This is a genomic window from Streptomyces sp. NPDC041122 (genome assembly GCF_055592445.1).
This window is the reverse complement of the sequence record NZ_JBVIYQ010000011.1, coordinates 246527-269395: the sequence shown is the minus strand read 5'-3', so window position 1 is coordinate 269395 and position 22869 is coordinate 246527. Positions and strand designations below refer to the sequence as shown.

Sequence of the window (22869 nt, the reverse complement as noted above, 5' to 3'; positions counted from 1 at the left end):
TGACCGTCGGGGCGTGTGAAGAAGGTGTGCGGGCCCCATGTCGGGTTGCCGTTCCCGCTGTCGGGCCGCGGCCGACCTGCCGTACGGTTTCCGCAGTTGAGAGGAACACCCCGCCCATGGGGGACCGTGGGCGGCGCCTCGGCGGAGCCTCCCCAGCCCCGCCCTGGTCGTGCCCTTGCGCACACACCCGGAGTCCTCGGATCCGGAGATCCTCACCGATCGGACGGCCGCCCGCCCCAAACCCCCCGGGGCGCGCGGACCCCGATCCGGAAGGCCGCCTCGGCGCCTCACCCGCCGGACCCGCGTCAGCAGGCCGGCGCGGACAGGCCGTGGCCGGTCGGCCACCGAAGGGCCGGCACACTCCCCCCCCTTGTGCCGGCCCTTCGGCGTGTCCGCCTGGTTCATCTGGTGCACCTGGTTCACCTGGTGCGCGGCGGGAACCTGCCGCCCCGGGCGTCGAGCGGGTTCCCCGAGCGTTTGACCGTCCGCAGCGTCACGCAGCGGTCCACGGTCCGCACGCCCTCCAGGCCGTCCTCGATCTGCGCCTCCAGGCGGGCGACCTCGGTCAGGTCCCGCATCAAGACGCAGACCACCAGGTTGTACGTGCCGATGGTGGAGAGCACCAGGCGCGCCTCGTCCAGGCGGGCAAGGCGCGCGGCGACCCCGGCCAGCCGCCCGGCGGGGACCTGGAGGAAGTACCAGGCCTGCACGGGCCGCCCGGCGAGCGCGCGCGAGACGTCCGTCCACAGCGCCACCCGGTGCCGGGCGAGCAGGCGGTGCACCACGTCGCGGGCCCGCCGCACGGGCACGCCGGTGCGGGCGGCGATCTCGGGGGCGGACGCGCGCCCGTCCTCGCGCAGGACGGCGAGCACCGCACGGTCCGGCGCGCTCAGCGGTCGTACGGCGGCCGGGCCGCGGGGGCCCGGGCCGGTGAACCGTTCGAGCTGGTCCGGGCCGAGCTCCCCGAGCCGCCAGTCGACCGCCTCCTTGACGAACGAGGTGATGAGCTGGGTGCGCACCGAGCGGACCTGCGGCAGGATGCCGAGCCGCCCGAGGACGTAGTCGGCGAGCGCCGCCTCGTCGGCCGCGCCCACCCCGAGCAGCAGGTCGCGCCCGCCCGACGCGACATCGATCGTGAGGCACTGCGGGTCGTCGACGAGCGTCCCGGCGACCTCCAGGGGGTGGCCCGCGCACTCCACCTCCACGACGGCCATCCGCCCCGGGCCCGGACCCGGTTCGTACGCCGTCACCCAGGCCAGGCCCGCGGCCCGCAGCCGGGCCCAGCGGCGCGCGGCGGTGACGGCGTCCACGCCGAGCACGGCGCCGACCTTGGCCCATGAGGCCCGCGGCTCGATCTGCAGGGCGTTGACGATGCGCCGGTCCAGGCCATCGACCCCGAACTCCGTTACGGGGCCGACGTCTTCGCCTGCCGTCGGCGCATCGGTGCTCACAACGCCCTGTATAACGCGCCTTCCTGCGGGGCGCAGATCATTTTCGTCCGGATCCTGCACCGCGCCCCGCGCCGCCCGGCGCCTGCACGAAGATCCCGGGGCGAGGCCGCCCCGCACGGCGGCCCTCCCAACTCGCTGACGGGGGAAGTCAGATGTCCATTCCGCACATGTCACGCCGCAGGTTCCTGCAGACGACGTCGGCGGCCGGCGCCGCGGCCACGACGGGCGCGCTCACCGGGACCACCGTCGCCCACGCGGCGCCCGCCACCGGCCCCGCCTTGGCCGGCACGAGAGCGACCGGCACCAGAGCGGCCGGCGCCGCCCTGCGCTTCACCGCGACCACCAACGGCGCCGCCTCACTGGCCGGTGACCGGCTGATCGCCGAGGTGCAGGGCGTGCTGTGGTCCCTGCCGCGCGCCGGGGGCGAGGCCGCGCCGATCACCCCGGCGGACCTGGAGCCGTCGCGTCCGGTGCACTCCCCGGACGGCCGGCTGATCGCCGTCTGCGCGTTCCGTACCGGCACCTTCCACATCTGGACGCTGAAGCCGGACGGTTCCGAGCTGACCCAGCGCACCGAAGGCCCGTGGGACGCCCGCGGCCCCGCCTGGTCGCCCGACGGCAAGCGGATCGCGTTCGCCTCCGAGCGCGGCGGCGACCCGGTGACGGGCGCCCCCTTCCGCATCTGGACGCTGGAGCTGGCCACCGGCGAGCTGACCCGGCTGACCGGCCTGCCGGACCAGGAGGGGCCCGCGCAGGACGGCGCGTGGGAGGACTTCGACCCCACCTGGTCGCCGGACGGCAGGCGGGTGCTGTTCGTCCGGGCCGCGCTCGAAGGAGGCGCGCTCGACGCCCGTACGATCGCCTCCGTGGCCGCCGACGGCAGCGGCCCCGTCACCGTGCAGCACACCGACACCGGCACCGCCCAGCTGTTCGCGCCCGCGCTCTCCCCGGACGGCACGCTCGCCTATCTGCGGTCGACGCCCGCGCCGAACGCCGGCTGCGCCCTCGTCGTGGCCGGTGAGCCGGTGGCGGTGGGCGGTGACATCGAGGCCGCGCCGCCCCGCTGGATCTCCGCCAAGGAGCTGCTCCTGACGGTGGACGGCCACTTCACCGTCGTACGCCCCGCGGACCCGGGAGACCGCGAGAAGATCCCCTTCACCGCGCCCCTGCCCGTCGACCGCCCGGGTTACCGGCTGAAGTCCTTCGACCTGGACGGCGCCGCCCGCCGGCCCGTGCGCGCCTACGACCTGCCGGTGCTCTCCCCCGACGGCAGACAGGTGGCCTTCACCGCCCTCAACTCCCTCTGGGTCGGCGAGATCTCGGGCGGCCGGGCGCCGCGCCGGGTCACCCGGGCCAAGGCGACCGGGTACCTCTACGCGGCCGCGTGGACGCCCGACGGCACGGCGCTGCTGTACTCCGACGACCGCGACGGCATGCCCGCCGTCCGCCGCCGGGAGCTCGCGGACGGCAAGGAGACGGTGATCGCCCCCGGCGGGCGCATCCAGGCGGCCCTCTCCCCCGACGGCCACCGCCTCGCCTGCTTCGACCTCGCCACCAACCTGCTGATCCGGGACCTGCGGAGCGGCGAGGAGAAGGTGCTGGCCACCAGCCCGCCCGGCGGCGAGCTGTCCGGCCGGCCCAGCTGGTCGCCGGACGGCCGGTACGTGGCGGTCAGCTTCCGCAACCGGATCAACCAGCGCTTCCGCGAGGGCCACAACCTCATCCGGGTGATCGACACCGCCGACGGCTCCGCCACCACCCACGCGGTGGCGCCGCACGCCTCCATCTCCGACCGCAACAGCAACGGCCCGGTCTGGTCGCCCGACGGCCGGCACATGGCCGTCGTCGTCGAGTCCGCGCTGTGGCTGCTGCCGGTGCGCGCCGACGGCACGCCCGACGGCGAGCCCCGCACCTTCCCCGCCGAGGCCGCCGACCACCCCACCTGGTCGGGCGACGGCCGCCACGTCCTCTACCTCTCGGCGGGCCGGCTGCGGCTGCGCACCGTCGCCGACGGGAGCGTCCGCACGGTCAGGGTGCCGCTCGACCACCGGCCCCCCGCGCCCGCGGACACCGTCATCCACGCCGGCCGCTTCTGGGACGGCAGCGGCGGCGACGACTCCGTGCGCGAGAACGTCGACATCACCCTGCGCGGCGGCCGCGTCGCCGCCGTCGGCCCGCACCGGCCGGGACGCGGCGCGGCCCGCCGCGTCGACGCCTCGGAGCAGACCGTGCTCCCCGGCCTGTGGGACGCGCACATGCATCCGCAGCCCGGTCTGTACGGCGGCAGGCAGGCCGCCCTGTTCCTGTCCTACGGCGTGACCAGCGCGATGTCGATGGGCGGCGCCGGTTACGAGGGCGCCCGGCTGCGCGAGGCCGTCGCCTCCGGTGAGATGGCCGGGCCCCGGCTCGTCACCGCGAGCGAGGTGCTCGACGGGAGCCGCATCGCCTGGGACAACCGCGTGCACGCCACCCGGGAGGGCCTGCGCCGGACCCTCTCCCGCGGCAAGGCCCTCGACTGGGACTTCGTCAAGACCTATGTGCGGGCCCCGGCCTGGGTGATGGAGGAGGCCGCGCGCTTCGCCCACGAGGAGATGGGCGTGCGCTGCGGCAGCCACAACCTCTCGCCCGGCATCCAGCTCGGCCAGGACCTGACGACCCATCTGCAGGCCACGCAGCGCGCCGAGTTCGGCCACGCGACCTCCATCGGCGAGTTCGCCTACCAGGACGTCACGGAGATCTACACCGCCACCGGCGACTTCCATCTGATCGCCACGCCCTTCTCGGCCGCTCCGCTGATCGGCGCGGCGCCCGCCCTCGCCGACGACGAGCGGGTCACCCGGCTGATGCCGCCCTGGGAGACCTTCCAGGTGCGGGACCTGGCGGCGCGGCCGCCCACCGACGCCCAACTGGCCACCCTGAACCGGGAGATCGACATCTACCGCCGCATCGCGGCGGCCGGCGGGCTGCTCGCCGTCGGCACGGACTCGCCGGGCATCCCCACCGGCCTGGGCGTCCACCTCGCCCTGCGCGCCCTGCGGCGCGGCGGCCTGTCGACGGCCGAGACGCTGCGCACGGCGACCCTCGCCCCCGCGCGGATCTTCGGTCTGGACCGCGACCTCGGCACGCTGGAGGTGGGCAAGCTCGCCGACCTGGCGGTCGTCGACGGGGACCCCTTCACCGACTTCGACACGCTGGTGCGGACGGTGTCGGTCATGCGGGGCGGCGTTCCGTACCGGGTGCGGGACCTCGTCTCCGCGGTTCCGGCGGTGGCGGTCGCGGCGCGCGACCGGAAGCACTGGGCGCGCACGGGCGAGAAGCTGCGGAACCGGTGCTGCGAGCACGGGCACTGAGTCCCCACCCCGGGGCGGGGCACGGCCACTGAGACCGGGCGCCGGGGCTGGGCACGCGGTCGGGCGGAGGTCGCCGCCGTGCGGCGCCGCGCGCCGCCCCGTCCCGCGCGCACCCCCGGGCGATCATCCCTGGAAGGCTGGGGGCCATGTCCGCATCCCCGTCCCCCGCCTCCCGGGGCGTACCCGCCCCGCCGGAGGGCCGGCCGCCCGCGCCGCGCCGCCCTGCCCTGGTCGTCTCCCTCTGCGCCCTCGCCTTCGCGCTGCTCACCTGGCAGGTCGTCGTCGGCGGGCCGCTGCTCCGCGCCGACGAACGCGCCGGGCGCGCCCTCGGCGCCAGCCGGCTCCCGGACCGCGCCGCGGAGCTCCTCGCCGATCTCGGCAACGCCATGGTGGCGGTGCCGGTCCTGGCCGCCGTCGCCGCGTACACCGCGTGGCGCGCGCGGCGCGGCGGCGCGTACCGCTGGTGGCTGCCCGCGACGGCCGCGCTCGCCGCCATGGCCGCGGTGCCGTTGTTCGTGGTCCCGCTGAAGGTGGTGGTCGCCCGCACGGGACCGCCCGGCATGGCGGGCGACGGCTACTTCCCCTCGGGGCACACGGCGACGGCCTCCGTCGCCTACGGTGCGGCGGCCCTGCTCCTGCTGCCGCTGCTCCGCGGCGCGTACGGCCGCCGCGAACTGCTCATCGGCTGCTGTCTGCTGAACGTCGCGGTCGGCTTCGGCCTGGTGCGCCGGGGGTACCACTGGCCGCTGGACGTCGCGGCCAGTTGGTTCCTCTCCGTGGCGCTGCTCCAGGTCATGCTGCTGGTGATCAGCCGAAGTACGCGTCGAAGTTCTTCGAGAACTCCCAGCCGTTGAAACGGTCCCAGTTGATCGACCAGGTCATCAGGCCGCGCAGGTCCGGCCAGGTGCCGTGGGTGCGGTACGCGCCGCAGGAGGCGCCCTTGGTCAGGCAGTCCAGGGCCTTGTCGACCTCCGCCGTGGAGACGTGGCCGTTGCCCGCGTTGACCGAGGCGGGCATGCCGATGGCGACCTTCTGCGGCGGCAGGGGCGGGAAGACGTTGTTCTTGTCGCCCGCCACCGGGAATCCGGTGAGCAGCATGTCGGTCATGGCGATGTGGAAGTCCGCGCCGCCCATGGAGTGGTACTGGCCGTCCAGGCCCATGATGGGGCCGGAGTTGTAGTCCTGGACGTGCAGCAGCGTGAGGTCGTCGCGCAGGGCGTGGATGACCGGGAGGTACGCGCCCGCCCGCGGGTCCTGGCCGCCCCACTTCCCGGTGCCGTAGAACTGGTACCCGAGCTGCACGAAGAACGTCTCGGGCGCCATGGTGAGCGTGAAGCCGGAGCCGTACTTCGCCTTGAGGGTCTTCACCGCGGAGATGAGGTTGACGATCGCCGGGGTCTTCGGGTGCTTGAAGTCCGTGTCGTCGGCGTTCAGGGAGAGCGAGTGGCCCTCGAAGTCGATGTCCAGGCCGTCGAGTCCGTACCGGTCGATGATCGCGGAGACGGACGAGACGAAGGTGTCGCGGGCCTGCGTCGTGGCGAGCCGCACCTGGCCGTTCTGGCCGCCGATGGAGATCAGCACCTTCTTGCCCGCCGCCTGCTTGGCCTTGACCGCGGCCTTGAACTCCGCCTCGGTCTCGACGTTCGGGCACTCGGACGCGGGACAGAGGGCGAAGCGGATGTCCCCCGAGGTCGCGGAGGTCGGCTCGCCGAAGGCGAGGTCGATGATGTCCCAGCTGTCGGGGGTGTCGGCGAGGCGGGTGTAGCCGGAGCCGTTGGCGAAGCTGGTGTGCAGATAGCCGACCAGGGCGTGGCCGGCGGGGGCGGCGGGCTGTTCGGGGGCGGCCGTCGCGCGGGTGGAGAGCAGGCCGGACGCGGTGAGCGCGCAGGCCGCGACGGCTACCGCGGCGAGGCGTCCGATGCGGCTTGCTCGGCGGGTGGGGGGCAACGAGGTGCGGTCCACAACTGCCTCCGGGCATGGGGGGATTGGAGGGCGGATCGCGCTCAACTTGGTCCAGACCAATCGAGTTGTCAAGATGTCCGACGCCTCACTCGTCGTTCTCCCCGTCCTCCCGGCCCCCTCGGCCCGTCCTGCCCTCCCGGGCCTCCCTGCCCTCCCAGCCCTGCCTGCCTTCGCGCGCCAGCCGCGCGGCCGCCTCGTGCATCGCGCGTTCGAGCAGCGCCGGATCCGTGAGCGTGCCGGAGCCGTCGGGCAGGACCAGCCAGCGCACGCCCCCCGCGGCCCGCCCGGGATAGGGCACGACGATCCAGGTGCCGTCGCCGGCGCCCCGTACGCCCGTGGCCAGCCAGCGGGACGCGGTGCCCGGCGGCACGAAGAAGCCCAGGCGTTCGTCACCGGGGCCCACGAGGACAGGGCCGGGCCGGTCCACGCAGCGGGTCAGCACGTCGAGCGTGGCGTAGCCGAGGCCGCCGGGCAGGATCAGCACGTCCCAGCGCCGTCCGGCCGGCAGCAGCGCGACCCCGAGGGGATGGCGCTCCCACTCCCAGCGGCAGGCCTCCGGGTCCGGCGCCACCGACACGAGCCATTCGAGGGCCGCCTTCATCCCGGGGCCACCGGCCCCACCTGAGCCACCGAACCCACTCGAGCCACCCGAGCCAGTCATGACAGAACCTCTCTCCTTCGCGGCAACGGTGCGCAACAGCGCGCGTCACAAGGGAGAGAGGTTCCGGGGCCGGGCATTACGCGGGTTCGGGCTACCAGTTGGTAGTGAAACGGGGCACGAGAGGCGGGCGGGGCGTGCGCCGGTCGATCACACCCCGCTCAGTGGCCCTTCGGCCACGCCACCCCTCGGGCCGTCGGCGCTCGGCCGACGGCACTCAGCTGTCGAAGCCGAGGCCCAGCTTGTCCATCGTCTTGAGCCAGAGGTTGCGCTTGCCGCCGTTGGCGTCGGACCGGGCGAGGGACCACTTGGTCAGGGCGACGCCGGTCCACGCGAAGGGCTCGGGCGGGAACGGCAGCGGCTTCGTGCGGACCATCTCCAGCTCCGTGCGCTCCGTGCGCTCGCCGGAGAGCAGGTCCAGCATGACGTCGGCGCCGAACCGGGTGGCCCCGACGCCGAGGCCCGTGTACCCGGCGGCGTAGGCGACGCGGCCCTGGCGGGCCGTGCCGAAGAACGCCGAGAAGCGCGAGCACGTGTCGATCGCGCCGCCCCACGCGTGCGTGAAGCGCACCCCCTCCAGCTGCGGGAAGCAGGTGAAGAAGTGCCCGGCCAGCTTCGCGTAGGTCTCGGGCCGGTCGTCGTACTCCGCCCGCACCTTCCCGCCGAACGGATAGATCGCGTCGTAACCGCCCCACAGGATGCGGTTGTCGGCGGAGAGCCGGAAGTAGTGGAACTGGTTCGCGCTGTCGCCGAGGCCCTGGCGGTTCTTCCAGCCGACGGCCGCCAGCTGCTCGTCGGTCAGCGGCTCGGTCATCAGCGCGTAGTCGTAGACCGGGACGGTGTACGGGCGCAGCCGCTTGACCAGCGAGGGGAAGATGTTCGTGGCGAGCACGACCTGGCGGGCGAAGACCCGTCCGTAGGGGGTGCGGACCGCCATCCCGGCGCCGGAGGAGGCCAGTTCGAGGGCGGGCGTGTGCTCGTACACGCGCACCCCCTGTGCCAGACAGGCCCGCTTCAGGCCCCACGCCAGCTTCGCCGGGTTGAGCATGGCGACGCCGTCGCGGTCCCAGAGGCCGCCGAGGAACGTCGGCGAGTCGACGTGCTCGCGCAGCGCGTCCGCGTCGAGCAGCTCGGAGCCGTCCGCCAGGCCGTGCTCGGCCATCTCCGCGTACATCTCGTGGAGTTCGGCCAGCTGGTGCGGCTCGGTGGCGACGTCGATCTCGCCGGTGCGCTCGAAGTCGCAGTCGATCGCGTATTGCTTGACGGCCGCCTCGATCGCGTCGAGGTTGCGGGCGCCGAGCTCCTCCAGCTTCGCGATCTCGCCGGGCCAGCGGGACAGGCCGTTGCCGATGCCGTGGGTGAGGGAGGCGGCGCAGAAGCCGCCGTTGCGGCCGGAGGCGGCCCAGCCGGCCTCTTTGCCCTCGACGAGGACGACGTCGCGGTGCGGGTCGCGCTCCTTGGCGATGAGCGCGGTCCACAGGCCGCTGTACCCGCCGCCGACGACGAGCAGGTCGCACCGCTCGTCGCCGGTGAGGGCGGGCTCGGGGGCCGGCCGGCCGGGGTCGTCGAGCCAGAAGGACACCGGCTTGGCGTCGGAAAGGGACTCGGTGAAACGGGTCATGGCACCAGGGGCCATGATTTCCACTCCTTCAGGGTGTTACCGGGACTGCTTGTTGCGGCGTTTGCCGATGAGCATTCCGGAGAGGACGAGCAGGACGGCGACGAGGAACATCGCCGTACCGATCACATTGATCTGAACGGGCGTGCCCCGCTGCGCTGATCCCCAGACGAACATGGGGAACGTCACAGTCGAGCCCGCGTTGAAATTCGTGATGATGAAGTCGTCGAAGGAGAGCGCGAAGGCGAGCAGCGCGCCCGCCGCGATGCCGGGCGCGGCGATCGGCAGCGTGACCCTGAGGAACGTCTGCACGGGACCGGCGTAGAGGTCCTGCGCGGCCTGTTCCAGGCGGGGGTCCATCGACATGACGCGCGCCTTGACGGCGGTCACCACGAAGCTGAGGCAGAACATGATGTGGGCGATGAGGACCGTCCAGAAGCCCAGCTGGGCGCCCATGTTGAGGAAGAGCGTGAGCAGCGAGGCGGCCATCACGACCTCGGGCATCGCCATCGGCAGGAAGATCAGGGAGTTCACCGTGCCGCGCGCCCGGAAGCGGTAGCGCACGAGGGCGAAGGCGATCATCGTGCCGAGCACGGTCGCGCCGATCGTCGCCCAGGTGGCGATCTGCAGGCTCAGCGAGAGCGAGCCGCACATGTCGGCGACACCGCACGGATTCTTCCAGGCGTCGAGCGAGAATTCCTGCCAGGAGTAATTGAAGCGCCCCTTCGGCTTGTTGAAGGAGAACACCGTCACGACGACATTGGGAAGCAGCAGATAAGCGAGCGTCAACAGGCCCGCCATGACGACGGCATTGCGTCGCAGCCAGCGGAAGAAGGCGGCCATCAGACGAGATCCTCCGTCCCGGACTTGCGGATGTAGAAGGTCACCATGAAGAGGATGGCGGCCATGAGGATGAAGGAGAGCGCGGCGGCCGTCGGATAGTCCAGGATGCGCAGGAACTGCGTCTGGATGACGTTGCCGACCATGCGTGTGTCGGTGGACCCGAGGAGGTCGGCGTTCACGTAGTCGCCCGCCGCCGGGATGAAGGTGAGCAGCGTCCCGGAGACGACGCCCGGCATGGAGAGCGGGAAGGTCACCTTGCGGAAGGTCGTGGCGGGCGTGGCGTACAGGTCGCCCGCGGCCTCGTGCAGCCGCCCGTCGATGCGCTCCAGCGAGGTGTAGAGCGGCAGGATCATGAACGGCAGGAAGTTGTACGTGAGGCCGCAGATCACCGCGAGCGGTGTGGCGAGGACCCGGTCGCCGGCCGTGACGCCCAGCCAGCTGGTGACGTCCAGGACGTGCAGCGAGTTGAGGGCGCCCACCACCGGGCCGCCGTCGGCGAGGATCGTCTTCCAGGCCAGCGTGCGGATGAGGAAGCTGGTGAAGAACGGCGCGATGACCAGGACGAGGATGATGTTGCGCCAGCGGCCCGCGCGGAACGCGATGAGGTAGGCGAGCGGATAGCCGAGCAGCAGGCACAGGACCGTGGCGGCGCCCGCGTAGAGCACCGAGCGCAGGAACTGCGGCCAGTAGTCGGTGAGGGCGTCCCAGTAGGTGGCGAAGTGCCAGGTGACCTTGAAGCCCTCTTCGAGCGAGCCGGTCTGCACGGAGGTCGACGCCTGGTAGACCAGCGGCAGCGCGAAGAAGACGATCAGCCAGAGGATGCCGGGGAGCAGCAGCCAGTAGGGGACGAGGCGGCCGCGCTTGCGGGGCTTGCGTGCGGGTGGCTCCTGTGGAGCGGGCGCCGTCGGCGGTGGTGCGTCGGTCACGGTGGTCATGCGGAGGTGTCCTCCTCGACCTTCTCGACGCCCGCCTGGACGTCCTGGGCGGCGTCCAGGCCGAAGGTGTGCGCGGGGTTCCAGTGCAGGACGACCTCGGCGCCGGGGGTGAGCCGGCCGTCACGCTCGACGTTCTGCGCGTACACCTCGAAGGAGGGGCAGAGCGGGCTGCGGACGACGTACTGGGTGGAGACGCCGATGAAGCTGGAGTCGGCGATGCGGCCGGTGATGCGGTTGCGGCCGTCGGGGATCTGCCCGGCGTCGTCGGCGTGGGTGAGGGAGATCTTCTCCGGGCGGATGCCGACGAGGACCTTCGCGCCGGTGGTGGTGGGGCCGGTACATCGGGCGGCGGGCAGCGTCAGCTTGCAGTCGCCCGCCTTGACGACGAGGTCGTCTCCGCTCGCCGCGGCGCCGCCCTGCACCTCCGCCTCGATGAAGTTGGAGGTGCCGAGGAAGTTGGCGACGAAGGTGGTGCGCGGGTTCTCGTACAGGTCGGCGGGGGCACCGAGCTGTTCGACCCGGCCGCCGTTCATCACGGCCACGGTGTCGGCCATCGTCATGGCCTCCTCCTGGTCGTGCGTGACGTGCACGAAGGTGATGCCGACCTCGGTCTGGATGCGCTTGAGCTCCAGCTGCATCTGGCGGCGCAGCTTCAGGTCGAGGGCGCCCAGCGGCTCGTCGAGGAGGAGCACCTTGGGGTGGTTGATGAGCGCGCGGGCGACGGCGACGCGCTGCTGCTGACCGCCGGAGAGCTGGTGCGGCTTCTTGCGGGCCTGCTCGCCGAGCTGGACGAGGTCGAGCATCTCGCCGACCTTGCCCTTGACCGACTTGATGCCGCGCCGGCGCAGGCCGAAGGCGACGTTCTCGAAGATGTCGAGGTGCGGGAAGAGCGCGTAGGACTGGAAGACGGTGTTCACCGGCCGCTTGTACGGCGGCAGCGCCGTGACGTCCTGGTCACCGAGGTGGACCGTCCCGGAGCTGGGCTCCTCCAGGCCCGCGATCATGCGGAGGGTGGTGGTCTTGCCGCAGCCGGAGGCGCCGAGCAGCGCGAAGAAGGAGCCCTGCGGCACGGTGAGGTCGAGCGGCTGCACGGCGGTGAAGGAGCCGTACGTCTTGCTGATCCCGTTGAGGCGGACATCGCCGCCGTGTTCTTGAGCAGTGGTCATGGTGGGTCCAGGGAGAGTCGAGGGGAGAGGGAGGGCTGCCCCGCAAGGGGCGCACAAGGGGCGCGGAGAACTGCGCGACAAGCCACGACGGGCCCGCAGACGAAGCCGACCTCAGCGCAGCCGCCTACGTTCCCGTCAGCTTCGCGAACTTCTCTTCATAGGCGGTCTCTTCCTTCGACGTCAGCGAGCGGAAGGCACGGGACTTCTCCTTCATCTCCTTGTCGGGGAGGATCAGCGGGTTCGCGGCGGCGTCCGGGTCGATCTTCGCGAGCGCGTCGCGCACCCCGTCCACCGGGCAGACGTAGTTGATGTAGGCCGCGAGGCGGGCCGCCGGTTCGGGCTCGTAGTAGTAGTCGATGAGCCGTTCGGCGTTGCGCTTGTGGCGCGCCTTGACGGGGACCAGCAGGTTGTCGGTGGACGTGACGTAGCCCCGGTCGGGGATGTGGAAGCCGATGTCGGGGTTGTCGGCCTGCAGTTGCACGATGTCACCGGCCCAGCCGAGGCAGGCGGCCATGTCGCCCTTGGCGAGGTCGGAGGTGTAGTCGTTGCCGGTGAAACGGCGGATCTGCTTCTTGTCGACGGCCTTCTGGAGGCGGGCGATGGCCGCGTCGAAGTCGTCGTCGGTGAAGTCCGCGGGATCCTTGCCCATGTCGATGAGGGTCATGCCGACGCTGTCGCGCATCTCCGAGAGGAACCCCACGCGCCCTTTCAGCTTCGGGTCGTCGAGCAGTTGGGAGACCGAGGTGATCTTCTTCCCGCCGGTCGCCTTCTTGTTGTACGCGATGACCGTGGAGATGCCCGTCCAGGGGTAGGAGTAGGCGCGTCCTGGGTCCCAGTCGGGGTCGCGGAACTGGGCGGAGAGGTTGCTGTACGCGTGCGGCAGGTTGGCCGGGTCCAGCTTCTGGACCCAGCCGAGGCGGATCAGCCGGGCCGCCAGCCAGTCGGTGACGCAGATGAGGTCGCGCCCGGTGTCCTGGCCCGCCGCGAGCTGCGGCTTCAGCTTCCCGAAGAACTCGACGTTGTCGTTGATGTCCTCGGTGTACTTGACGTCGATCCCGGTGCGCTCGGTGAACGCCGCCAGGGTGGGCCGCCGGTTCTTGTCCTTCTCGTCGACGTCCATGTACTCGGTCCAGTTGGAGAACGCGATCCGCTTCTCCCGGGCCGAGTGGTCCTCGGACGACACCTCGCCCTGGCTCTTGCCCGCCGCGGGGATCCCGCAGGCGCTCAGCGCCCCGAGTCCGCCGACGGCGAGCGCGCCGCCCGTGGAGGCGCGCAGCAGGGAGCGGCGGGTGAGGGCCGCCCTGCCGCTGGTGAGGCTGCGGTGCATGGCGGCCCGCTGGGCCGGGGAGAGGCGTTCGGGCTCGTACTGCTCCATGCGCGTGGTTGCCCTTTCGGGAAGGAGGCGGCCGCCGGTCACGCGGCCTGGGTCGACGTGGCTGCCTGACTACCGGTCCCCGAAGATCGTGCGGTGCCAGTCCTTGCGGACCACCGCGGTGTTGTCGAACATGACGTGCTTGACCTGCGTGTACTCCTCAAACGAGTACGCCGACATGTCCTTGCCGTAACCGGACGCCTTGTAACCGCCGTGCGGCATCTCGCTGAGGATCGGGATGTGGTCGTTGACCCAGACGCAGCCGGCCTTGATCTCGCGGGTGGCACGGTTGGCGCGGAAGACGTCCCGGCTCCAGGCGGAGGCGGCGAGGCCGTACGGGGTGTCGTTGGCGAGCCGGATGCCCTCGTCGTCGGAGTCGAAGGGCAGCACCACGAGCACCGGTCCGAAGATCTCGGACTGCACGATCTCGCTGTCCTGCGCGGCGTCGGCGATGAGGGTGGGCTTGTAGTACGCGCCGGGGTGCGTGAGCGCCTCGCCGCCGGTCACCACGCGCGCGTAGGAGCGGGCCCGGTCGACGAACCCGGCGACGCGGTCGCGGTGCGTGTGCGAGATGAGCGGCCCCATGTCGGTGCCCGGGTCGAACGGGTCGCCGAGCCGCACGGTCTCCATGAGGTCGGCGACGCCCTGCACGAAGGCGTCGTACAGCGGACGCTGCACGTACGCGCGCGTGGCGGCCGTGCAGTCCTGCCCGGAGTTGATGAGCGCGCCGGCGACGGCGCCGTGCACGGCGGCCTCCAGGTCGGCGTCGTCGAACACCACGAAGGGCGCCTTGCCGCCGAGCTCCAGGTGCAGCCGCTTGACGGTGGCGGTGGCGATCTCGGCGACGCGCTTGCCGACGCCGGTGGAGCCGGTGAAGGAGGTCATGGCGACGTCGGGGTGGCCCACGAGGTGCTCCCCGGCGTCCTTGCCCGCGCCCGAGACGATGTTGAGGACACCGTCGGGGATGCCGGCCTCGGTCGCGGCCTGCGCGAAGAGGAGCGAGGTGAAGGGGGTGAGCTCGGCGGGCTTCAGGACGATGGTGTTGCCCGCGGCGATGGCCGGCAGGACCTTCCAGGCGGCCATCTGGAGCGGGTAGTTCCAGGGCGCGATGGAGCCGACGACGCCGATGGGCTCGCGGCGCACGTAGGAGGTGTGGTCGCCGGTGTACTCGCCGGCCGACTGGCCCTGGAGATGGCGGGCCGCGCCCGCGAAGAAGGCGGCGTTGTCGACCGTCCCGGGGACGTCGAACTCACGGCTCAGCTTGATCGGCTTGCCGCACTGCACCGATTCGGCCTGCGCGAACTCCTCGGCGCGGTCGGCGAGCACGCCCGCGAAGCGGTGCAGGGCGTCGGAGCGCTCGCCCGGGGTGGCGCCCGCCCAGCCGGGGAAGGCCTCGGCGGCCGCGGCGACGGCGGCGTCCACGTCGTCTCTCCCGGCGAGCTCGTACGAGAGGACCTCGTCGCCGGTGGCGGGGTCGACGACGGCATGGGTACGACCCGAGGTTCCCTTGGTCAGCCGCCCGGCGATGTACTGCGCGCCGTCCGCGAAGTGGTCCTGCGCCTGGAAGTTGTGCATGACGCTCTCCTCCGCCGCCCTCCCCGTCCCGCGGGGGTCGGCGTAGCTCCAGATCGATTTGAGTGCCGATCCTGACAGAGCCGTGATAGCCCAACAAGTGATTCCGTTGTTGCCTTTTGGTTACGCGACGAATTCTGTCGGACCAGGTGTCGAGTCATCCCGGAAAACCCAGGACGGAGTGTCCGTGGTGCGTGCCAGACTCGCGTGCATGACGAAGACCGACGCGATCCGTTCGAAGGAGGCGCTGGTCCAGGCGGTGCGCGCCGGCGAGAAGGTGAAGTACCTGCACTTCTGGGGCCACACCCCGCGTCGAGACGGCACCCTGGGCGCGAGCTGTCTCAGCCAGTGGTGGCCGGCGCCGTTCACGGTGGACGGCGTGGCGTACGCGACGGCCGAGCACTGGATGATGGCCGCCAAGGCCCGCCTCTTCGGCGACGCGGACGCGGAGCGCGCGGCGCGCGCGGCCCGCACCCCCGCGGAGGCGAAGAAGGCGGGGCGGCTGGTGCGGGACTTCGACGAGGCGACCTGGGCGCGTGAGCGGTACGGGATCGTGGTCGAGGGCAGCGTCCACAAGTTCACGTCGGACCCGGCGCTCGGTGCGTTCCTGCGGGGGACGGGGAGCCGCGTCCTGGTCGAGGCGAGCCCCCTCGACCGCGTCTGGGGCGTGGGCCTGGCGGCGGACGACCCACGGATACCGGACCCGGCCCGCTGGCTCGGGCCGAACCTGCTCGGCTTCGCGCTGATGGAGGCGCGGGGGCGGCTCGGGTGACCGGAGCCTGATCCAGACGAAAGACCCTAGCGCCCCGCGACAGACGGGGCGGCGACGACCGGGGCCTCGGGGCGCGCCGCGTCCGAGTCCTCGTCCGGCACCACCAGAAGGATCACCAGGACGGCGACGCTCAGGACGATCCCCGCGGCCCCGCAGATGATGCCCGCGAGCGCCTGTCCCCCGTTCGTCGCCTCGCCGCGCCGCGCCTTCGCGCGCCCCACCGCGCCGAAGATCACCGCGAGGATGCCGACGACGATCGCCAGGGGCCACAGGCAGAAGCCGACCGCCGCGATGATCCCCAGGACGAGTCCGGCCACGCCCATGCCGTTCGCGGGCGCCATCGGCAGGGCGGGCCACCCGTACCCGGGCGCGCCGGGGGCTCCCTGGTAGCCGGGGTACCCCTGCTGACCCGGGTAGCCGTACCCCGGAGCGCCGCCGGGCGGCCCCGGATACCCGTACCCGTGCCCGTACTCATACCCGTACGGCATCCGGCCCGGTCCGTCCGGCGAGATCGGGGGCGGCGGCACGGGCTCGCCGGGCGTGGCGAAGGGGTTGCCGACGGGAGGCCCCGCGTGCGGGCCCGGCCCCTGAACCGGAGGGGGGTAAGCCCCCGGCATCGACGTGACCGTCCACTGGTCGTGCACGGACGCGGAACCACCGGCCGCACCCGACCCCCGACCCGGCGCCTTCGCATCGTCAGCCGGCGGCGCCCACGGATCCCGTCCTTCCGGCGCCCCCGCGCCGCCCTCGTTGTCGCCCTCGGAACCGGCGGACATCACGAGTCACCTCTTTCATCCGTTTTCCTACGCTCCGTCATGCTACGGCCCCTGCCTGCCCCGTCCGGCCCGCCGCCTACGATGATCCCGACCCATCGATCAGCCGATCAAGCCCGTTCCTGGGGAGGAAACCATGACCGACCAGCAGACCGCAGCCGCGCCCGCCACAGACCCGCACGCCTTCATCGAAGGCCTGCCCAAGGCGGAACTGCACGTGCACCACGTGGGATCGGCCTCCCCCCGCATCGTCTCCGAGCTCGCCGCCCGGCACCCCGACTCCGAGGTGCCGACCGACCCCGAGGCGCTCGCCGACTACTTCTCGTTCACGGACTTCGCGCACTTCGTCAAGGTGTACCTCTCCGTCGTGGACCTGATCCGTACCCCGGACGACGTCCGCCTGCTCACCTACGAGGTGGCCCGCGACATGGCGCGGCAGAACGTCCGCTACGCCGAGTTGACCATCACCCCGTACTCCTCCGTCCGCCGCGGCATCGACGACCGCGCCTTCATGGCCGCCATCGAGGACGCCCGCAAGGCCGCCGAGGCGGAGTTCGGCACCGTACTGCGCTGGTGCTTCGACATCCCCGGCGAGGCCGGGCTCGAATCGGCCGAGGAGACGGTGCGGCTCGCCACCACCGACGCGCTGCGCCCCGAGGGCCTGGTCTCCTTCGGGCTCGGCGGGCCCGAGATCGGCGTGCCGCGCCCGCAGTTCAAGCCGTACTTCGACCGTGCCATCGCGGCGGGCCTGCACTCCGTCCCGCACGCCGGCGAGACCACGGGGCCCGAGACGGTCTGGGACGCCCTCACCCACCTGCGCGCCGAGCGGATCGGGCACGGCACCACGTCCGCCCAGGACCCGAAGCTCCTCGCCCACCTGGCCGAGCACCGCATCCCGCTGGAGGTGTGCCCGACCTCGAACATCGCGACCCGCGCCGTGCGCACCCTCGACGAGCACCCGATCCGGCGGTTCGCCGAGGCCGGAGTGCTCGTGACGGTCAACTCCGACGACCCGCCCATGTTCGGCACCGACCTGAACAACGAGTACGCGGTCGCCGCCCGCCTCCTCGGTCTCGACGAGCGCGGCATCGCGGAGCTGGCGAAGAACGCCGTCGAGGCGTCCTTCCTCGACCCGGCCGGCAAGGCCAGGATCGCCGGGGAGATCGACACGTACACGCAGGCGTGGCTCGCCCGCTAGGAACAGCGGCACCACAATGGGCCCCATGCGCACCATGACTGCTGTGGCCCACCGAGGCGACCCCTATCGCGTCCGCGAGAACACCCTGCCCTCCCTGCGCTCCGCGCTCGACCGGGGCGCGGACGCGGTGGAGGTCGATGTCCGCCTGACCCGCGACGGCGTGCCCGTGCTGCTGCACGACGCGACGCTGGAGCGCCTGTGGGGGTACGCGCGGCCGCTCGCCGCGCTCTCCGCCGCCGAGGTCGACGGCCTGACCGAGGGCGGTGTGCCGACCCTGGTGGCGGCCCTCGCGGCGACCGCGGGGCACCGGCTCATGATCGATCTGCCGGGCGCGACGTACGAGGACGTCCGCACGGTCGTCGGCGTCGTCGCGGAGAGCGGCGCGGCGGACCGCGTGTACTACTGCGCGGGCGGACGGACGATGCTGGCCGTGCGCGAGGCGGAACCGGCCGCCGAGATCGCGCTGACCTGGACGACCCTCGCGCCGCCCCGCCCCGTCCTGCTGGACGCGGTGAAGCCGCGCTGGCTCAACTACCGCTTCCCGCTGGTCTCCCGCGACCTGGTCCGCCAGGTGCACCGGCAGGGCATGCTCGTCTCGGCGTGGACCCCGGACACCCGCCGCTCGATGCGGCGCCTGCTCGACGCGGGCGTCGACTCGGTCACCACCAACCGCGTCGACGTCCTGGCCGCCCTGCGCACTCCCTGAGACTTCGGGGTACCCGGGCCGGATGAGCGAGATTCTGGTGGGGACCTGTTCGTGGACGGACCGCGCGCTGGTGGCCGGCGGCTGGTATCCGCGGGGGCGCAAGGACGCGGAGGGCAGACTGCGGCACTACGCCGACCACTTCCCGGTGGTGGAGGCCGACTCGACGTACTACGCGCTCCCGCAGAGCCGCACCTGCCGGCTGTGGGCGGAGCGCACGCCGGACGGTTTCCGCTTCGACGTGAAGGCGTTCTCGCTGCTCACCGGCCATCCGACCCGGCAAACGGCGCTTCCGCCCGACCTGCGCGGCCTGCCGATGGGCCCCGAACTCCTCGACACCGTCTGGCACCGCTTCCGCGACGCCGTCGAACCGCTGCGCGCGGCGGACCGGCTCGGGACCCTGCTCTTCCAGTTCCCGCCGTGGTTCGCGCCGGGGCCCCGCGCGGAGAGCGCGCTCAAGGAGTGCGCGCGGCGCACGGCGGGCTGGCCGGTGGCGGTGGAGTTCCGCCACCCGGACTGGTGGCACGAGCGTCACCGGTCCCGTACGACGGCGCTCCTCACGGAGTCGGACATGTCGGCGGTGGCGGTCGACACGGTGCAGGGCCTGGCGCGCTCGATGCCCCCGGCGGCCCCGGTCACCTCCTCGCGCCACGCGGTGATCCGTTTCCACGGCCGCAGCGAGGCGTGGGGCACCGGCTCCAAGGAGGACAAGTTCCGCCACACTTACACGGAAGCCGAACTCACCGAGTGGCTCCCCCGCATCCGCGCGATGGCGGAGCGCGCGGACGAGGTCCACGTCCTGTTCAACAACTGCTGCGGGGACGCGGCGGTGCGGGCGGCGGAGACGATGAAGGGGCTGGTCGGGGGGCGGGTACGGGCGTAGGCCGGGGCGGCCTGGGGTCTTGTTCCCGGTCAACCGCGCCGGAAGAGACGGGAAGAGACGAGCGGGAAGAGAGGGGGGATCACGTGTCCGGCAGGGAGCCCACGTACGACTGGGAGAGCGGTGCGAGCCTGCTGCGCCTCGACGATCCCGCCGAGTGGGACGCCGCGTACGAGCGCGGCGCGCATCACCTCGGCACGGCCGTCATCGGCCTGGCCTTCAACTGCCCGCTCGCCGAGGCCTCGCCCCGCATCGTCCGTGCCCTGCGGCTGCCCGACCCGGGCCAGCGTGGCTTCGCGTTCACCGCGGCAGGCGCCGCGGCCCGCCTCAACGCCGAACTGACGCCCGAGCTGTACGCGGCGCTGCGCGCCGAGGGCCTCGGTGGCGTCGCCGATGACGCCATCAGGGACACGCTGACGTTCGTTCCGTTCCGCGCGTTGCCTCCGTGGTTCAAGAGGAGCCACGTGCGCGTCATGGTGACGGACAAGCTGGACGCCTGGCGGCTCAGCGCCACGTACGCCGCCCAGGACGCGTGGAGCGCCCTGCGCCGGCACCGCCCCTGACCGGCGCCTCCTGACCGGCGCCTCCTACAGCCCCACCAACGCATTCCACCGCTTCGCGAACTCCGTCCGCTCCTTCGACGTGATGTCCCGGGCGATGGCCAGGCGCCCCCGCATCGCGTCGTCCGGGAAGATCAGCGGGTCCTCCGCCAGCGCCGCGCGCTCCTTGTCCTTGGAGGAGGCGAGGATGTCGCGGGCGGCGGGGACCGGGCAGACGTAGTTGACCCAGGCCGCGAGCTCCGCCGCGACCTCCGGCTCGTAGTAGTAGTCGACGAGCTTCTCCGCGTTGCGCTTGTGGCGGGCCAGGTTGGGGATCATCAGGGACTCCGCCCACAGCTCCGCGCCCTCCTCGGGGACGACGAACGCGATGTCCGGGTCGTCCGCCTGCAGCTGGATCACGTCGCCGCTGTAGGCCTGGCAGGCCAGGACGTCGCCGCTGGAGAGGTCCTTGATGTAGTCGTTGCCGGTGAAGCGGCGGATGTGGTGGGAGTGCACCATCTTCTCGGCCTTGTCGCACATCCGGTGGAAGTCGTCCGCCGTCCACTTCGTGATGTCGACGCCGTCGCCCTGGAGCAGCAGCGCGAACGCCTCGTCCAGGCCGGAGAGGAGGGTGACCCGGCCCTTGAGGTCGTCCGCCCACAGGTCGGAGACGTGCTTGATCTCCCGGCCGACCTTGCGCTTGTTGTACGCGATGCCGGTGATGCCCGACTGCCACGGCACGGTGAACTTCCGGCCCGGGTCGAAGTGCGGTGAGCGCAGCAGCGGGTCCAGGTGCTCGGTGACGTTCCGCTGGCGTGTCCGGTCCATCTCCTGGACCCAGCCGAGCCGCACGAACCGTGCGCACATCCAGTCACTGATGACGATGAGGTCGCGGCCGGTCTCCTGGTGGTTCATCAGGGACGGGCTGATCTTGCCGAAGAACTCGTCGTTGTCGTTGATCTCCTCCGTGTAGCGGACGTCGATGCCGGTCCGTTTCTCGAAGGCGTCCAGCGAGGGGCGCTTGGTCTTGTTCTCGTCGTCGGTGTCGATGTACAGCGGCCAGTTGGCGAACGTCAGCTTCCCGTCGCGCGCCGAGCGGTCGCCCGCCGACCGGTCCCCCGGCGCGATGTACGCGGCGGGCACCCCGCACCCCGCGAGCGTACTGACGGCCGCCCCGCCGCCGAGGGCACGCAGCAGGGAACGGCGGGACACGGGGGAGGCTATGGGGCCGGGGTTCGCTCGCACCCCGGCAGCATGCGCCCGCGCGCGGGACACCCGCAATGGACGCAGCGTCGAGCCCCGCCGCCGGGAGCCGACACCTTGTCGATCGGACCCGGCCCCGACCCACCTCGGCGAGCCGCGGAAGGCTGCGCGGGCACGGGAGTTCGGCTTCGATCGCGGAAGTTCGGCGTCGAGGACGACCACACACGGCCGCCCCCACGTACCCGACGGTACGTGGGGGCGGTCGCGAGGTCACACCACGCGGGGGTGGAGGGCTCAGCCCTCGATGGACGTCATCACGTGCTTGATGCGCGTGTAGTCGTCGAACCCGTACGAGGAGAGGTCCTTGCCGTAACCGGACTTCTTGAAGCCGCCGTGCGGCATCTCGGCGACGAGGGGGATGTGGGTGTTGATCCACACGCAGCCGAAGTCCAGCACCTTGGACATCCGCATCGCGCGCGCGTGGTCCTTGGTCCACACCGAGGACGCGAGGGCGTACTCGACGCCGTTCGCGTACTCGACGGCCTGCGCCTCGTCCGTGAAGGACTGCACGGTGATGACGGGGCCGAAGACCTCGTTCTGGATGATCTCGTCGTCCTGCTTGAGGCCCGAGACGACGGTCGGCGCGTAGAAGTAGCCCTTCTCGCCGACGCGCTGGCCGCCCGCCTCGACCTTGGCGTGAGCCGGGAGACGGTCGATGAAGCCGGAGACCTGCTTGAGCTGGTTGGCATTGTTCAGCGGCCCGTACAGCACGTCCTCGTCGTCCGGCTGACCGGTCTTGGTGTCGGCGGCGGCCTTGGCGAGCGCCGTCACGAACTCGTCGTGGATGGACTCGTGGACGAGCACGCGCGTGGCGGCCGTACAGTCCTGGCCCGCGTTGAAGAAGCCCGCGACCGAGATGTCCTCGACGGCCTTGGCGATGTCGGTGTCCTCGAAGACCACGACCGGCGCCTTGCCGCCCAGCTCCAGGTGGACCCGCTTGAGGTCCTTGGAGGCGGACTCGGCGACCTGCATGCCGGCGCGCACGGAGCCGGTGATGGAGGCCATCGCGGGGGTGGGGTGCTCGACCATGGCGCGGCCGGTGTCGCGGTCGCCGGTGACGACGTTGAAGACGCCGGGCGGCACGATGGAGCCGATGATCTCGGCCATCAGGACGGTCGAGGCGGGCGTCGTGTCCGACGGCTTCAGGACGACCGTGTTGCCCGCGGCGAGCGCCGGGGCGAACTTCCAGACGCCCATCATCATGGGGTAGTTCCACGGCGCGACCTGCGCGCAGACACCGATCGGCTCACGGCGGATGATGGAGGTCAGCCCCTCCATGTACTCGCCGGCCGCGCGGCCTTCGAGCATCCGGGCCGCGCCCGCGAAGAAGCGGATCTGGTCGACCATGGGCGGGATCTCCTCGGACCGGGTGAGTCCGATCGGCTTGCCCGTGTTCTCGACCTCGGCCGCGATGAGCTCCTCGGCCCGCTCCTCGAACGCGTCGGCGATCTTGAGCAGGGCCTTCTGCCGCTCGGCGGGCGTCAGGTCGCGCCAGGCGGGGAACGCGTCGGCGGCGGCCTTCATGGCGGCGTCCACGTCGGCCTGACCCGACAGCGGCGCGGTGGCGTAGGCCTCGCCGGTCGCCGGATTGATGACCTCGGTGGTCCGTCCGTCGGCCGCGTCCCGGAATTCTCCGTTGATGTAGTTGCGCAGACGGCGCAGCTCGGTGGTCACTTCCGGCCCTCCAGTCAGATGTCCAGTGGATGAGACACCCACCCTAGTCGCTATACCGACGCTTTCAACATACCCAGCGGCCCAGAACTGCGGAATCCGTGATGATTGAAGACTCAGACAACGAATTTCATCGATCTGGC

General features: G+C 72.0%; 18 protein-coding genes and 1 pseudogene. 7 read left to right on the top strand and 12 right to left on the bottom strand.

Features of this window, described 5'->3' with window-relative positions:
• Window positions 1–419: 419 nt before the first annotated feature.
• Entirely contained in the window at window positions 420–1451 is a 1032-nt protein-coding gene (locus tag ACZ6B8_RS34270; RefSeq protein WP_471609692.1) for an AsnC family transcriptional regulator, read from the bottom strand.
• 152 nt (window positions 1452–1603) lie between these two features.
• On the opposite strand from ACZ6B8_RS34270, the gene ACZ6B8_RS34265 reads away from it, so the two are divergent.
• Together ACZ6B8_RS34265 and ACZ6B8_RS34260 are read left to right on the top strand one after the other, a co-directional pair.
• Window positions 1604–4801: an amidohydrolase family protein gene (locus tag ACZ6B8_RS34265; protein WP_471609691.1), complete on the top strand. Its 3198-nt coding sequence runs from the start codon at window positions 1604–1606 to the stop codon at window positions 4799–4801.
• 146 nt (window positions 4802–4947) lie between these two features.
• A complete protein-coding gene (locus ACZ6B8_RS34260) occupies window positions 4948–5655 on the top strand; it encodes a phosphatase PAP2 family protein (protein ID WP_471609690.1) in 708 nt (235 codons plus the stop codon).
• On the opposite strand, the pseudogene ACZ6B8_RS34255 reads toward ACZ6B8_RS34260, so the two are convergent.
• The 8 genes and pseudogenes from ACZ6B8_RS34255 to ACZ6B8_RS34220 form a co-directional block, all read right to left on the bottom strand.
• A pseudogene (locus ACZ6B8_RS34255) lies at window positions 5609–6613 on the bottom strand (chitinase); the annotation flags it as partial. The gene ACZ6B8_RS34260 and the pseudogene ACZ6B8_RS34255 sit on opposite strands and share 47 nt — an antisense overlap.
• A gap of 235 nt (window positions 6614–6848) precedes the next feature.
• Window positions 6849–7364: a hypothetical protein gene (locus tag ACZ6B8_RS34250; RefSeq protein WP_471609689.1), complete on the bottom strand. Its 516-nt coding sequence runs from the start codon at window positions 7362–7364 to the stop codon at window positions 6849–6851.
• Between the two features lie 274 nt (window positions 7365–7638).
• Entirely contained in the window at window positions 7639–9057 is a 1419-nt protein-coding gene (locus tag ACZ6B8_RS34245; RefSeq protein ID WP_471609688.1) for an NAD(P)/FAD-dependent oxidoreductase, read from the bottom strand.
• A gap of 21 nt (window positions 9058–9078) precedes the next feature.
• Window positions 9079–9882, bottom strand: coding sequence for an ABC transporter permease (locus ACZ6B8_RS34240; protein ID WP_471086648.1), 804 nt, complete (start codon window positions 9880–9882; stop codon window positions 9079–9081).
• Entirely contained in the window at window positions 9882–10817 is a 936-nt protein-coding gene (locus ACZ6B8_RS34235; protein ID WP_355811836.1) for an ABC transporter permease, read from the bottom strand. Before ACZ6B8_RS34235 ends, ACZ6B8_RS34240 begins: the two co-directional genes overlap by 1 nt.
• Window positions 10814–11983, bottom strand: a complete 1170-nt coding sequence (locus ACZ6B8_RS34230) for an ABC transporter ATP-binding protein (RefSeq protein WP_471609687.1) — start codon at window positions 11981–11983, stop codon at window positions 10814–10816. Before ACZ6B8_RS34230 ends, ACZ6B8_RS34235 begins: the two co-directional genes overlap by 4 nt.
• A 124-nt stretch (window positions 11984–12107) precedes the next feature.
• Entirely contained in the window at window positions 12108–13358 is a 1251-nt protein-coding gene (locus ACZ6B8_RS34225; protein ID WP_471609686.1) for a polyamine ABC transporter substrate-binding protein, read from the bottom strand.
• 69 nt (window positions 13359–13427) lie between these two features.
• Entirely contained in the window at window positions 13428–14930 is a 1503-nt protein-coding gene (locus ACZ6B8_RS34220; RefSeq protein ID WP_471086638.1) for a gamma-aminobutyraldehyde dehydrogenase, read from the bottom strand.
• A 208-nt stretch (window positions 14931–15138) separates the two neighbouring features.
• Here ACZ6B8_RS34220 and ACZ6B8_RS34215 point away from each other — a divergent pair, with 208 nt between their 5' ends.
• Window positions 15139–15699 (top strand): NADAR family protein, encoded by a 561-nt coding sequence (locus ACZ6B8_RS34215; RefSeq protein ID WP_471609685.1) that lies wholly within the window; start codon window positions 15139–15141, stop codon window positions 15697–15699.
• 26 nt (window positions 15700–15725) lie between these two features.
• On the opposite strand, the gene ACZ6B8_RS34210 is transcribed toward ACZ6B8_RS34215, so the two are convergent.
• Complete coding sequence (locus ACZ6B8_RS34210) at window positions 15726–16475, bottom strand: DUF4190 domain-containing protein (RefSeq protein ID WP_471609684.1); 750 nt, start codon at window positions 16473–16475, stop codon at window positions 15726–15728.
• Between the two features lie 133 nt (window positions 16476–16608).
• On the opposite strand from ACZ6B8_RS34210, the gene ACZ6B8_RS34205 reads away from it, so the two are divergent.
• The 4 genes from ACZ6B8_RS34205 to ACZ6B8_RS34190 all read left to right on the top strand — a co-directional run bounded on the left by ACZ6B8_RS34205 (window position 16609) and on the right by ACZ6B8_RS34190 (window position 19816).
• On the top strand, window positions 16609–17670 hold the full coding sequence (locus ACZ6B8_RS34205; protein ID WP_471609683.1) for an adenosine deaminase: 1062 nt from the start codon (window positions 16609–16611) through the stop codon (window positions 17668–17670).
• 25 nt (window positions 17671–17695) lie between these two features.
• On the top strand, window positions 17696–18376 hold the full coding sequence (locus tag ACZ6B8_RS34200) for a glycerophosphodiester phosphodiesterase (RefSeq protein WP_471609682.1): 681 nt from the start codon (window positions 17696–17698) through the stop codon (window positions 18374–18376).
• Between the two features lie 22 nt (window positions 18377–18398).
• On the top strand, window positions 18399–19256 hold the full coding sequence (locus tag ACZ6B8_RS34195; protein WP_471609681.1) for a DUF72 domain-containing protein: 858 nt from the start codon (window positions 18399–18401) through the stop codon (window positions 19254–19256).
• An 83-nt stretch (window positions 19257–19339) separates the two neighbouring features.
• Window positions 19340–19816, top strand: a complete 477-nt coding sequence (locus ACZ6B8_RS34190; RefSeq protein ID WP_471609680.1) for a hypothetical protein — start codon at window positions 19340–19342, stop codon at window positions 19814–19816.
• A 24-nt stretch (window positions 19817–19840) separates the two neighbouring features.
• Here the strand turns inward: ACZ6B8_RS34190 and ACZ6B8_RS34185 are convergent, their stop codons facing one another.
• Both ACZ6B8_RS34185 and ACZ6B8_RS34180 read right to left on the bottom strand, forming a co-directional pair.
• A complete protein-coding gene (locus tag ACZ6B8_RS34185; RefSeq protein WP_471609679.1) occupies window positions 19841–21004 on the bottom strand; it encodes an ABC transporter substrate-binding protein in 1164 nt (387 codons plus the stop codon).
• Window positions 21005–21289: 285 nt separating this feature from the next.
• Window positions 21290–22729, bottom strand: a complete 1440-nt coding sequence (locus ACZ6B8_RS34180) for a gamma-aminobutyraldehyde dehydrogenase (protein ID WP_471609678.1) — start codon at window positions 22727–22729, stop codon at window positions 21290–21292.
• Window positions 22730–22869 lie beyond the last annotated feature (140 nt).

Coding starts and splice junctions, on each gene's coding strand:
- ACZ6B8_RS34200 (WP_471609682.1), top strand. CDS start 17,696: ATGCGCACCATGACTGCTGTGGCCCACCGAGGCGACCCCTATCGCGTC.
- ACZ6B8_RS34215 (WP_471609685.1), top strand. CDS start 15,139: ATGACGAAGACCGACGCGATCCGTTCGAAGGAGGCGCTGGTCCAGGCG.
- ACZ6B8_RS34240 (WP_471086648.1), bottom strand. CDS start 9,882: ATGGCCGCCTTCTTCCGCTGGCTGCGACGCAATGCCGTCGTCATGGCG.
- ACZ6B8_RS34250 (WP_471609689.1), bottom strand. CDS start 7,364: ATGAAGGCGGCCCTCGAATGGCTCGTGTCGGTGGCGCCGGACCCGGAG.
- ACZ6B8_RS34245 (WP_471609688.1), bottom strand. CDS start 9,057: ATGGCCCCTGGTGCCATGACCCGTTTCACCGAGTCCCTTTCCGACGCC.
- ACZ6B8_RS34195 (WP_471609681.1), top strand. CDS start 18,399: ATGAGCGAGATTCTGGTGGGGACCTGTTCGTGGACGGACCGCGCGCTG.
- ACZ6B8_RS34265 (WP_471609691.1), top strand. CDS start 1,604: ATGTCCATTCCGCACATGTCACGCCGCAGGTTCCTGCAGACGACGTCG.
- ACZ6B8_RS34220 (WP_471086638.1), bottom strand. CDS start 14,930: ATGCACAACTTCCAGGCGCAGGACCACTTCGCGGACGGCGCGCAGTAC.
- ACZ6B8_RS34210 (WP_471609684.1), bottom strand. CDS start 16,475: ATGTCCGCCGGTTCCGAGGGCGACAACGAGGGCGGCGCGGGGGCGCCG.
- ACZ6B8_RS34235 (WP_355811836.1), bottom strand. CDS start 10,817: ATGACCACCGTGACCGACGCACCACCGCCGACGGCGCCCGCTCCACAG.
- ACZ6B8_RS34260 (WP_471609690.1), top strand. CDS start 4,948: ATGTCCGCATCCCCGTCCCCCGCCTCCCGGGGCGTACCCGCCCCGCCG.
- ACZ6B8_RS34230 (WP_471609687.1), bottom strand. CDS start 11,983: ATGACCACTGCTCAAGAACACGGCGGCGATGTCCGCCTCAACGGGATC.
- ACZ6B8_RS34225 (WP_471609686.1), bottom strand. CDS start 13,358: ATGGAGCAGTACGAGCCCGAACGCCTCTCCCCGGCCCAGCGGGCCGCC.
- ACZ6B8_RS34205 (WP_471609683.1), top strand. CDS start 16,609: ATGACCGACCAGCAGACCGCAGCCGCGCCCGCCACAGACCCGCACGCC.